We start from the raw sequence: 11683 nt of genomic DNA, 5'->3' as shown, positions 1-11683 counted from the left end.
TTTCATACTCCCCCTCTCTGCTTTTCGGTACTTCATGCTACACCCCCTTCGTGTCCACTGATAGGGGGTTAGTTCAGTCTGAAACCGGAAAATTTAAACCGACCTTGACAATAATCGCCTGTGTCGGCTGGGGATCCAACTTCGCGGGCCTCGCTTTTCCCTTCGTGAAGAAAAAAATCGAGGGAGCCGACATTGAGATCATACCTGTCGAACCGGCTTCGTGCCCCAGCCTCACCAAAGGTAAATTCACCTATGATCTCGGCGATGTGGCGGGAATGACGCCGTATCTGGCGATGTACACGCTTGGCCACACCTTCATGCCGCATCCCATGCACGCGGGAGGGCTTCGCTACCACAGCATGTCGCCACTTGTTTCCCAGGCCGCGGCGGAAGGCCTACTCTCCCCCAGCGCCGTCCCTCAGCTCTAGTGTTTCGAGGCTGCAATTACCTTAGCGCGGTCGGAAGGCATCATTGTGGCTCCGGAAACGAGCCACGCCCTCGCTCAGGTTATCCGTGAAGCCACAAAGGCAAAGAAAGAGGGCAAAGAAAAAGTTATTCTTTTCAGCCTTTCGGGCTATGGATTGCTGGACATGCAGAGATACGCTGATTATTTTCCCGGGAAGCTCTCCAATCTTGAACTTTCCGAAGCGGAGATAGAAAAGGCCCTTGCAGGTCTGCCGAAACTCGAAACCGTAGGGTGACGAGCTACCGCCATGATGATGGCAAGAGGAGCCTGCTTCTGCGTCTTGTAGTAGCCTTGTTGAATTCTGGCGTCTTTCCCGGTAGTCTTATGTTTGCCGGGCTGTCGTATGATGCTATGAGATAGTAAACAGTATTACGTCGTAAGGAAAGGGCATGGGAAAGTAATTCGACCGGTTCGTTGTGCTCTTGAAAGGACTTCCCTCACCCACCTTATTCCTCGACCAAAAAGAGTTCGGATGTCGATGCTCATCATACCATTGTTCATAATGAAAGACGGGCAGGGTATGCTGGCTCATCTCGCCGAATTTATCTGGATAGCTCAGTTGTCGAGCGCGACTCGGCGCCCTCAAAAACAAATCAACAATAGCAATCAGAGTTCAAGAGGGAAAGACGGCCCCTTCATCATGGAATAGCTTTGTCGAGGCACCTTCAGAAAAGATCGAGCTGTGGTTCTTTCGGCTTGCGCGGTGGGGTCTGTTCGACCTTGGGCACGAGATCCTCGATCTGGGCGAGGAAGCGGCTGGGACCAAGGCTGAGTTTCCGGCCGAGGAAATGCCGCGAGCGGGCCCAGGAGAGGTACAGGCCGACCCGGGCGCGGGTCATCGCTACATAGAGAAGCCTGCGCTCCTCTTCGATCCGCTCCCGGCGGCGGGCGCTGTCTTCCCTACCGGCTTCTCCGCTATTTTCTTCGCTTTCCCCGCTTTTTCGGTCGCCGGCCCTGGCGCCGCCATGCCCCTCGAAGAGCGTGAAGGGCAACAGCCCCTCTTCCAGGCCCGCCACGAAGACGTAGTCGAATTCGAGGCCTTTGGCGGCGTGAATGGTCATGAGCGAGACGCACTCTGCGTGCGCTTCGTAGCCGTCTTGAGGACTTCCCAGCGCCAAATCGTCCAGGAACGACGCAAAGTCCGGATACAGCGAGGCCTGGGAGATGAGACGTTCCAGAGATTCTCCCGGCCTGGTACCGAAGGCCACTCGCGGGACTCCTGCGGCCACGGCCTTGGAGGCGCCAGCGGCCGCTTCCCCATCGAGGAGATCGATCGCGGCGCGCACCGCTTCGGCAGGGGAAAGCCCGGGAAGCCGCGCGCGGAGCACCTTTTCTGGAGAGGCTTGCCCCTGTCTGGTGTTGTGTTGGCCGATGATAGCGCAGGCTGTAGCCTCGACGGCCCGCTTGATCCCTGCATCGGGGCGAACATCAATCCGGGCCGCGGCACGCACGAGAGAAAGCACCGACCGGATAGGTTCTCCCTCCCACCAGGGTTTATCCCCGATAAAACGGTACGGTATACCGTGGTCGAGGAGCGCCTTCTCGATTGGTTGGGCGAGCGCCGCTGCGCGGACGAGGATCGCGCATTCACCGAGACTCGACAGAGCCGGCCCTTCACGGGAAGCGGTGTGTGCCTGGGAGGCTAAACCGGCCCCCGAACCGGCGCCGACGGAGCCCGCAACCCCGGAGTCGATGGCGAAAAAGCGCGTGCCGCCGATGAGCCGGTCTATCTCGCGTGCGATTCCCTCGGCCTCGGACGCATCGGTCGGAAATTCACAGCGCGAGAGCGCGACGACGGTGCCGGACCCGCCGAGTTCGGCCCCCACGAGGCGACCTGCGGCGCCGATGATACCCGGTGCGCAGCGAAAGCTCCGGACCAGGCGATAGATGGCGGCGCCGGGATAGTCCGCGAGGAAGCGCTCGATGAAGCGCCGGTCCGAGCCGCGGAACCCGTAGATGGCCTGGTTCGGGTCACCTATGACGCAGAGTTCGGCTGAATCTGTTCCGGGCGCGAGAAGGCGCAGCAGCGCATACTGGGCGAAGTTGACATCCTGGTACTCGTCCACAAAGATGGCGCGGAATCGAGCGCGGTAAGCCGAAAGAATCTCCGGCCTGGCTGCGAGAAGCCTCGCGGCCCCCGCCACAAGGTCGTCGAAATCGAGGGCGTGCGCCCGTTTAAGCTCATCGCGGTAGCGCGCATATGCCACGTCCAGATCGACGTCGAGGGGTGGTACGCCGAGTTCTGCGGCCAGTTCGGCGAGACCGTCCGGAGCGCCGGGACCAAGACGGGGCACCCTATCCCCGGGCAGAAGGAGGAAGCGTTTGCGCTCCTCTATGTATGAGGCGAGACGCCGGACTTTCTGAGGGCGGGAAGTTTTTGTGAGACTTGCCTGTAAGAGGTCTGTCTGCGCATTGTCTGCCAGGGTGCGGCTTGCTTCCGCGCGGCCGGAGCCGCCCCGTCCCTGAGAGGGCCTAACCGCCAAGTTCAGAAAGGCTGTTTTTTCTTCTTCGTCGAGTACGCCGAAGCTGGACAGCAGAGATGCGTCGGCTGTATGTTCCCTCAGCACCGACAGGCAAAACGCATGGAAGGTCGCTGCCGTAAGCCGCGCTGCCCGCGCTCCGCCGATGGTCCCCTCGATGCGTCCGCGGAGTTCCGCCGCCGCCTTGTTCGTGAAGGTGATCGCCAAAATCGATGAAGGATCGAGCCCCCCTTCGACGAGGCGTGCGATGCGCAGCGCGAGTACGGTGGTCTTGCCCGTGCCGGGCCCCGCCACGATGAGGGCGGGACCGCCTGGATGATTCACTGCCGCTTCCTGCGCCGGGTCGAGTCCGAAGGCCGCCGTCCTGGATTCGGGAACTGATTTTGGCGCCTTATCCAATGCCGCAGGCGGTGTCGCGTCTTTCTTTCTGCCCGCAGGCTCCGATGCTGTCAGCGTGCCGGCTCTTGCTCTGCCCGCCGGCGCCGTTTCTTCTTCCCCGGTACCCGTCTCGTCATCAAAAAGTCCCGCCCCGGCCTTCGACTCGATGCGCTCACCCGGAGCAAAGGCGTGAATGACGCCGTACTCGCCGTCGTACCCCGGCTTTATGGAGACCTGGCCCGACCGCATGCGACCGACGGCCATGGCCAGAAGCTCGCCAGGGACACCGGCTGTCCCCAGCGTCTCAATCTCCGCCTCGTTTCGGTCCAAAAGGAGGGCAAACTCGCTCCCTGCGCGCTCCACAAGGGTGCCATAGGCGGCAGCGACCTTTTTCGACCCGCTCCCCGTGCCGAGAAGCTCAGCCAGCAGTTCGGGCAGGGGAATGAGCGATTTGTAGGGCCTGCGGTTAGTGCCGGCGTAATCCGGCGGGCAGGACGCCGTCTCGTCCACGGGCCGGTCGGCCAATTCTGCGACGCGACGCATGACGCCGGGCGTGAGCGGCTTGCCGCAGACGGGGCAGAGCCCCCCGTAGGCCGCGCTTTCTGCCGGAGACAGGACAACGCCGCACGCGCGGTGTCCGTCGTAGTGATATTTTCCCTCCTGGGGGAAGAATTCGACCGTTCCGGCGATCCTTCCGGCCGGCCCTCCGCCTGTGAGCGCCCCGGCGAGGCCCGCGAAGGAGTTTTCCATATCGATGACCGTCGCCTCGCGGCCCAGCTTTTCCGGCGAATGGGCGTCCGAATTCGATATAATCGCGAAGCGGTCCAGAGCGCTCACCGCCCAGTTCATGGGCGGGTTCGACGACAGGCCCGTCTCTATCGCGCCGATGCGGGGTGCAAGGTCGCCATAACATTCTTCGATGGAATCGAAACCTGAACGCGCGCCAAGGGCTGAAAACCAAGGTGTCCAAATGTGAGCGGGCACGAGGATGGAGCGCTCGTCGGCGTCCAGAAGCGCGGCGAAGAGGTCGCGCGAGTCCACGCCGAGTATGGGGCGCCCGTCGGAAGAGACATTGCCCATCCGCTCAAGCCTGGCCTGGAATGCGGCCGCCGCCGCGAAATCCGGCAGGATCACGACATGGTGGATTTTGCGTGTCCTGCCATCCCGGCTGTAGATCGTACTTATCTCGCCCGTGAGGACGAAGCGTACGGGGCTGTCGCCGGTCGGCGCGGGCAAGCCCTCCGCGAGCGCCTCCCCGGCATCGAATTCGCGTCGCAGCGTGGATTTAAGTTGAAAGAAGCCACCCTCGGCTGGTTCAAGCTGCTCCATGAGTTCAGCGAGCCAGCCCGGGTGCGTGCAGTCTCCCGTGCCAACGAGGTTTATGCCCTTTATGCGCGCCCATCGATCCAAATAGGGCGGCGTGAGCTTGGGACTTGTGGCCCTGGAGTAGTGCGAGTGGATGTGGAGGTCAGCAATGATACGCATAGAGTTGATTATAGATGCAGCCCACAGTTGCGGCAAGCAAAATGGTGGCCCAACGAAAAAAGGGCGGCTGCAACCGCGTTTGTTGCGCCGCCGCCCAGCGCGACCCACTAAGCGTCTAAAAGGCCCTAGTCATCGAATCGCCCTGGCGAGATAGTCGCCGTAGTCCCTGACGTGAGGCTCGTAACTATCCCTGAAGAGGGAACTCGAGATTAGAAAATCAGCAGTTGACCGATTACAAGCCATGGGAATGTTGTAAAGAACGGCTATCCTCAAAAGGGCTTTGACATCGACGTCGTGGGGATGGGGAGACATAGGATCCCAGAAAAAATATCATGATATCGATCTTGCCCTCGGCAATGAGGGCGCCGACCTGCTGGTCACCGCCCAAGGGGCCCGATTTCAGAAGGGTGAGGCGAAGCCCTTCCGGCCGGACATCGCCTGCCTTGGCGATCATTGTCTCCTCGACGAGGCGTCCCGTAGTGCCGGTCGATATGAGATCGTGCTTCACCAGGGTTTTCCAGTTATACTGCACCCACTCTGCAAGCTCGCGCTTCTCTTTGTCGTGGGCAACGAGCGCTATGCGTTTTATGCTGTCCAAAGATTCTCCATTTATCTGTACGAGCCTTTTGCAAAAGTCGAGGCATTTGGAAAGGTTAGATGATAGATCTACGCTCACGGGTCCTCGAATTGTGAGATGTTGAAGGGTTTTTTAGCATGAATGCCAGAAATTCAGCTTCAATCCAGTGAAACGTGCAGACTACCCCTATCACATCAAAGCAATGCTGAAATATTCATTCTGTCTGCAGCGAAGGAAGTATGAAATACTGCAGAATTTTGAGGGCCGCCAAGCACAACACCCCATACAAAAGCCGGAAGGTTACCTTGGTCACACCCCGCACAAAGAGCTGTGCAGGCAAAAGCCAATCCTTCAGGTGTGCATTCGCCCCCTCCACCGTGGTCCTAATCGCAAAGCGCGCTTCTTGTGCCGGTGAAAATGACCGAGTGCATCCCCGGCGTGTATTGATCTCAATCAACGGCACATGGCCTTTCCCACTGATATACTCCCTGATCGGAGACGCATCATAGGCAGAATCCATCACCGAGTACAGAAACGTCACTCTGCCGCAATCGCTGTCGAATCGCGAGATACATGTCCTACCACTTTGCCTTCATGATAGTTCTGTACCATCTTCTGCAAGGGCTGGTCTGCCAATGCAAGAGATGCATATTCTGCAAAACGCCGACTGAACGAGGCAAGACTCGGCATCGCGGTAAAGCCACATATCTGCCTGAGATTGTGATCCACACATAGCCGTGCCCTCAGCCCGCCAAGCGGCGATATCCTGAAAAAGCTTTGTGCAAGAAACGCTCTGAAAAAGGGATACGCGTCATAGGAAGGTCGCCCCAGCCTCGAGTGTACCTTCTCAAAGGGGGGAATATGGGCTTCTATGACCCACAGCATCGCAAGAAACGCTGTGTGCTCTCCCGTGAGCTAGTCTTCAAAGCACTCCTGCAGATCATAACTCAGGTCCAAAAGGATTTGCATTCCACCAAGAATTTCTGCTATACTCTTCATGGGCGAGGTCACTCCTGTTGATTCGTTTCTTTCTAATTCGATTCTACAGGATTTCCTCGCCCTTTTCCATCATAAAATCCCTTTCAAAGGGACTTTTGAAAGAGCCTCTAATAATAGAATAAATGCTATACTAAGCCTCAAAAGTGCACAGAAAATAAGGCAACGCTTCAAACACCCGTGCACTTGAAAGGCGAGCCATGTATCGAAAGAAGGAAAAGGTAGCAGAATTCGAGAAGTTTGACATGGTGTTCGGCGGGAGCTTACGGCGAGCCAACCGCTGGGCGCGGTTGACTGATCTTATCCCATGGGACGAGGTCGAAGCCTGCTATGCATCGCTCTTTGTCGAGCAGAACAGCAGACCGGCGATATCGGTACGGGTTGCCTTGGGCTCGTTGATTCTGAAGGAGAATCTGCAGTACTGCAAAGCGCGGGGGATACGGCTGTCAGGCCCGAAGCTCGGCAGGCCCTTGTCGGATATCGCAAAGAATCAAAAGCAGCTGCGCGAGGAGCAGCGCATTGCGCGTCAGGATGAACGGATGCGGAATGCGGTCGAGGGCAAACGGCGCTATAGCCTCGACAGGATCATGACTAGGCTGCAAGCGACGAGTGAAAGCACGATCATGATGGTGTTCCTCGTCATGAATCTGGGCAGGCTCTTGCGAAAGACGGCGAGCGCCTTTTTTGCGCTGCTTGTTTCCCTTATCTCCAGGTTGCTGAGAGCGCAGCATATTGTGTCAAACCATGCAGCTCAAGCCGCATGAAAGCAAAATCAGGGTTTTTCAGGAGACTTCACTTGCATGAAATTGAAATATTTTAGTCGGCGAATTGGTCGCGACTTGACCAAATTTGAGGTCCTCGTTACACTTGCGTAGAAAACCAGACCAGCAGAAATCTTCCAAGTGGCCTGGTCCCGCCGAGTTATCCGAATTGCGGGCGGGCAAGAAATTCCAGCTAAAGAGGGCTCAAATGACACAACCTCTTCTTCGTCCTTTTACGTCCGAATCTGTTTCCGAAGGTCATCCTGACAAAATCTGTGACCAGATTTCCGATGCAGTACTCGATGCATGCCTGGCCAAAGACAAGCATAGCCGCGTTGCATGCGAGTGCTTTACGACAACCGGTCTCGTCCTTGTCGGCGGCGAGATAACCACGCATACCTATGTCGATATCCAGCAAGTCGCGCGCTCGGTGGTTCGTGAAATTGGCTATGACAATCCTGAGTACGGCCTCGACTGGGCTTCGATGGCGGTGCTGAATTCGATTCATAACCAGTCGCCGGACATCGCGCAGGGAGTCGAAGGGCATGGCCTCAAAGAATATGAAGGCAAGCAGGGCGCTGGCGATCAGGGCATGATGTTCGGCTTTGCCTGCAATGAAACGCCCGAGCTCATGCCAACACCAATCATCCTGGCTCACAAGATACTTCAGAAAGCTTCCGCAGTCCGCAAAGCGAAAGAGATCGCCTGGATGCGCCCCGATGGCAAGAGCCAGGTTACGGTTGAATATGACGGGCACAAGCCTGTACGCATATCTGCTGTGGTCCTTTCTCAACAGCACGATGAGATAAATGGCTCCGGACACTATCTCGAATATGAGGAAATTCGTCAGACGCTCATCGAAAAGGTGATTAAGCCAGTGCTTGCGCCGACTGGCCTTCTTGACGAGCGGACGCGGTACTTTATAAACCCAACGGGCCGCTTCGTCATCGGCGGCCCTGCCGGCGATACCGGCCTGACCGGGCGCAAAATCATCGTCGACACCTATGGCGGCATGGGGCGGCACGGCGGCGGGGCGTTCTCAGGGAAAGATCCCTCTAAGGTAGACCGCTCGGCGGCGTATATGGCGCGATATATCGCAAAAAATGTGGTCGCTGCAGGCCTCGCGGATCGCTGTGAGCTCGAGCTCGCGTATGCAATCGGTGTGCCAGAGCCGATCTCCGTGCTCGTCGAAACATTCGGAACCGCAAAGGTCGATGAGTTCGCGATAGAGCAGGCCATCCTGAAGGTGTTCGACCTGTCGCCGCGAGGCATTATCGAAACGCTCCAGCTCAAGAATCCCATCTACCGCGCGACTGCAGCCTATGGGCATTTTGGCCGCGACAGTTTCAGCTGGGAAAAGACCGATAAAATCGAAGCGCTGCACAAAGCGATTCGGTAAGATCCGGGCCGAGGGCTTTGTGGTGCCTCGGAAAACCCAAGTTTCAGCAAGCGCCGGTGATAATCACGCCCTGGAGCATGACAGCCTTCGGGCAGAGCGAATGGGCAGCCAGACCCACTTCTTTGCTGCGGCGCATTGCCGCACGAAGCGCGCTCAGTGAGCCCGAGATCGAGCCGCCTGTGACGGGGACGACCTTTGCGCCGTCGAAATAGTAGGCGAGCCGCACTTCTGCGCCGAAATCGCCAGTTACAGGATCCAGCCGGAAATCCGAGAACATCACTGGCTCAAGGTAGGGCGCTGCGTGCATCTCGTCGAGGCTCATCGTACCCGGCGATACCGAAAAGAGCCCGAATGCGCCTTTTCGAGGCACGCCGAGCCAGTCTGCATGGCGAATGGAGCCAATGAGCGTCTTGAGTATTCCATCTTCAATGACCGCAGTGCGCTCGAGCGGAAAGCCATCCGCATCGAAGGCTGAAGAGGAGGGGAGGCCGCTAATTACAGGCTCTGCAAACACATCGAGCGGCTCGACGGGCGCTTCGCCTTTGTCGGATTCCTGGACGCTCTTGCCGGCCTCGAACGCGGAAGCCTTGGAGTAGATCATTTCCGTGCGCGAGTTGTGGAAAAACCAGCCAAAAACTTCCTCGGCCTCTTTCCCGCGCAGGATGACGGAAAGGCCCTGGAGAGTAGGCATTGGTGCGGCATGTGCCCGATCGCGCACCTGAGCAAGGCGGGTTTCAATCGCTTCCGAAAGCCTGGAGGCATCGGGCTCTGAGAATTCAATATCATCAAAGAGCTCGACAGTGCCCGAGGAGCTGTCCGCTTCGACAACGAATTCGCTGTAACCTCTCCATATGGTCGATGCAAAATCAAAGCCGCGCGAATTGAGGAGCCGCTTTGTTTCTTTTGTGATAAAAAGCTCGAGCGAGTTGATGCGCGCATTGCCGCCAAAGCGGTTTGCTGCTGAGAAAAATGCATGGCGGACCGTTTCGATGCGCTCCGCTGGGGACAGAGCTTCAAATCCGGATACAGGGACGGAGGTTTTGGGTGCTGAGGGTTCGGGCAACTCGAACCAGGGATTGCGCGATTTCGAAGCCGCAAAGGCGGCCTGCCGTATTTTGGCCTCGCATTCTGCTCTGGAGAAGGTGGGCTGGATGGTGATTGTGGCTTCGCCGCGGAATTTTTTGAGGGCTGGCGAGGCGCTTGGGTTGTTCGTGCCTGCTGAGCTTGCTGATCCGCTTGCGGCATTAGGAAGGCTGCCCGTGCCTGCGCCGCTGCTTGTGCCTCCCGAGCCGCCTGCCCCGCTTGCGATTGTATCTACATATACCGTAAGCGAATACAGCGTTTCGTCGACTGCACGGGCCTGTTCGGCCTTGCTGGCTACATAATAGCGCTCCTGGCGCTCGAGCCTGCGCTCGACAAGGCGCCAGTCAGAGATTTTTATTGTGTCATGAGCATTGATGGAGGCGATCGCCTCGCGAATTGTAGCAATCATCATCCTAACCTCATTCTTGTTTTGACATACGGCCCGCCGGACGAGACCTTTGCGTATTCCTTGTGACCCTTGCCGCAGGCACCAGACCCTCCAAGCTCAAAATCGCTCGATACCATGCTCACCGCAGAGAGCACATCGGGGACATAGCCCGAGCAGACGACGGGGCTCGCGACGCGGCCAGTGTATTTGCCGTCTTTGATCTCGCGCCCGACCATGCAGATGAGCTGAATGCCCCAGTTACGCGGATCTTCCATGCCCGAATTGAGTTGGGAGAGCTGCCAGCCGTGCTTGACCGATGCGATCATCTCTTCGAGTGTCGAAGTTCCCGGCGCGAAATAGGTGTTCGTCATGCGCGCGTAGGCCTTGTGGGAATATGCTTCGCGCCGGCCGTTGCCTGTGCGCGGAATTCCAAGCGCGAGCGCCGAGAGCGTGTCCGAAATGCCGCCCTTGAGAATGCCGTTTTCGATGACACAAGTTTTGGTGGCGAGCGTGCCTTCATCATCGAAGAGGTACGAGCCGGTCTGATCGACGCCAGCGGCACCATCGTACATGGTCACAAGGTCGGAACCGACGCGCTTGCCAAGATATTCCAATGCCTTGGCGCGTTTTTTGAAAAACATATCGGTTTCGACGCCATGGCCGAAGGCTTCGTGTGCAAGCGTCCCTGCCATGTCCGGATCGAGGATGACTTCGTATTCGCCAGGCTCCATGGGCACCGCTTCGAGAAGGTCGGCAAGTTCTTGTGCAAGCTCGGGGACAGAGGTTTCGAGCCCGCGCAAAATTTCGAGGCCTTTTCTGCCGGAAGCGGGCCTGTAAGACATTTTCGACATCTGGCCGCGACGGGCTACGCCAAACAGATAGGCCTGCGACCACAAGAAGCTTTGCATGAGCGAGCGGTTTGGCGAAAGAAAAAGCCGCGATACATCAACGCATTCATAGCGCGACTGCGCCATGACGACTACTTTACCGTCGGTGAGCTTCTCGCGCAGGACAGCCAGGCGGCTCAGCACATCCTCGGGGTCAGCAGTGAAAGGGTCTTCCTCGATTTCGCCGAGAAATTCGGCAGCGGCTGGTTCATCCGCAATCTGCGGGAATGCTATAAGTGTGGGATCGGCAAGCAGACTGTCGAGGCGAGCGCGCACGGCATCTGCGATCTCGATTGCTGAAGCGCTCGCGCGAGAACGGGTGGATGCGAAAGAGACACTTTCCTGTGCGGCTCCAGGCAGAACAGCGCACGCATATTCAGCAACCTTGCCTTCGCGCTGCGCTCTGAAAACAAAACCCCGCTGCACCCACATAGGCTCAGCGGTGCGCGTTTCGCCGGGGAGTGCAAAATACGAAAGGCCCCGGTCGTCAGTGGCGAGCACGCTGATATAGTCGAACCAAGGTTTGAGGTGCTCGATGACCTCGCCCAGAACAGGCTTGGCCTCGAGCAGAAATGGACTGTGTGTTCTTTTGGGCATGGAGGCTCCTTTTAATGAATAGTATAGCAGGTGAAGCTTATTGAGCAAAGCTCGGCCTACGGGAATGTCAGGTTCTTTAAGCCTTGGGTAAATGAAGGGGACCTGATAATAGAGCGCAGATACACATATGCTGCAGACTTGCTTCAGAATGCCCGGATTTCCTATGCACTATTTGATTTTTTATAA

General features: G+C 57.6%; 9 protein-coding genes and 2 pseudogenes. 4 read left to right on the top strand and 7 right to left on the bottom strand.

All coding sequences use genetic code 11. The features are described 5' to 3' along the window. Together GAP13_RS03005 and GAP13_RS03000 are read left to right on the top strand one after the other, a co-directional pair. Positions 1-428, top strand: a pseudogene (locus GAP13_RS03005) (hypothetical protein); the annotation flags it as partial. 45 nt (positions 429-473) lie between these two features. Then, positions 474-701, top strand: coding sequence for a hypothetical protein (locus GAP13_RS03000; protein WP_158906046.1), 228 nt, complete (start codon positions 474-476; stop codon positions 699-701). 430 nt (positions 702-1131) lie between these two features. Here GAP13_RS03000 and GAP13_RS13255 read toward each other — a convergent pair whose 3' ends face one another. From GAP13_RS13255 to GAP13_RS02980, 5 genes are all read right to left on the bottom strand, one after another. Next, positions 1132-4809: a UvrD-helicase domain-containing protein gene (locus GAP13_RS13255; protein WP_306769190.1), complete on the bottom strand. Its 3678-nt coding sequence runs from the start codon at positions 4807-4809 to the stop codon at positions 1132-1134. A 129-nt stretch (positions 4810-4938) separates the two neighbouring features. Beyond that, positions 4939-5121: a hypothetical protein gene (locus tag GAP13_RS13250; protein WP_306769189.1), complete on the bottom strand. Its 183-nt coding sequence runs from the start codon at positions 5119-5121 to the stop codon at positions 4939-4941. Beyond that, on the bottom strand, positions 5042-5407 hold the full coding sequence (locus GAP13_RS13245; RefSeq protein WP_306769188.1) for a methylglyoxal synthase: 366 nt from the start codon (positions 5405-5407) through the stop codon (positions 5042-5044). Before GAP13_RS13245 ends, GAP13_RS13250 begins: the two co-directional genes overlap by 80 nt. Positions 5408-5600: 193 nt before the next feature. Further along, on the bottom strand, positions 5601-5927 hold the full coding sequence (locus tag GAP13_RS02985) for a hypothetical protein (RefSeq protein ID WP_222126130.1): 327 nt from the start codon (positions 5925-5927) through the stop codon (positions 5601-5603). Further along, entirely contained in the window at positions 5924-6271 is a 348-nt protein-coding gene (locus tag GAP13_RS02980) for a transposase (RefSeq protein ID WP_158906042.1), read from the bottom strand. The genes GAP13_RS02985 and GAP13_RS02980 overlap by 4 nt, the downstream gene beginning before the upstream one ends. A 515-nt stretch (positions 6272-6786) precedes the next feature. Between GAP13_RS02980 and GAP13_RS13290 the strand changes: the two are divergent. Beyond that, positions 6787-7047: pseudogene (locus GAP13_RS13290) on the top strand (transposase); the annotation flags it as partial. 304 nt (positions 7048-7351) lie between these two features. Then, positions 7352-8542, top strand: a complete 1191-nt coding sequence (gene metK / locus GAP13_RS02970; RefSeq protein ID WP_158906038.1) for a methionine adenosyltransferase — start codon at positions 7352-7354, stop codon at positions 8540-8542. 43 nt (positions 8543-8585) lie between these two features. Here metK and GAP13_RS02965 read toward each other — a convergent pair whose 3' ends face one another. Then, a complete protein-coding gene (locus GAP13_RS02965; protein WP_158906036.1) occupies positions 8586-10037 on the bottom strand; it encodes a metallopeptidase TldD-related protein in 1452 nt (483 codons plus the stop codon). Further along, on the bottom strand, positions 10034-11497 hold the full coding sequence (locus GAP13_RS02960; protein WP_158906034.1) for a TldD/PmbA family protein: 1464 nt from the start codon (positions 11495-11497) through the stop codon (positions 10034-10036). The genes GAP13_RS02965 and GAP13_RS02960 overlap by 4 nt, the downstream gene beginning before the upstream one ends. Positions 11498-11683 lie beyond the last annotated feature (186 nt).

The organism is Rectinema subterraneum, assembly GCA_009768935.1.
GTDB classification, from domain to species: Bacteria; Spirochaetota; Spirochaetia; order Treponematales; family Rectinemataceae; genus Rectinema; species Rectinema subterraneum.
The sequence above is the reverse complement of the archived record's forward strand: the minus strand, read 5'-3'. Positions and strand labels throughout refer to the sequence as shown.

Bases quoted from the DNA above. Each gene is read 5' to 3' on its own strand.
- GAP13_RS13255 (WP_306769190.1), bottom strand. From the start codon at position 4,809: ATGCGTATCATTGCTGACCTCCACATCCACTCGCACTACTCCAGGGCC.
- GAP13_RS13250 (WP_306769189.1), bottom strand. From the start codon at position 5,121: ATGTCTCCCCATCCCCACGACGTCGATGTCAAAGCCCTTTTGAGGATA.
- GAP13_RS02980 (WP_158906042.1), bottom strand. From the start codon at position 6,271: ATGCTGTGGGTCATAGAAGCCCATATTCCCCCCTTTGAGAAGGTACAC.
- metK (WP_158906038.1), top strand. From the start codon at position 7,352: ATGACACAACCTCTTCTTCGTCCTTTTACGTCCGAATCTGTTTCCGAA.
- GAP13_RS02965 (WP_158906036.1), bottom strand. From the start codon at position 10,037: ATGATGATTGCTACAATTCGCGAGGCGATCGCCTCCATCAATGCTCAT.
- GAP13_RS02960 (WP_158906034.1), bottom strand. From the start codon at position 11,497: ATGCCCAAAAGAACACACAGTCCATTTCTGCTCGAGGCCAAGCCTGTT.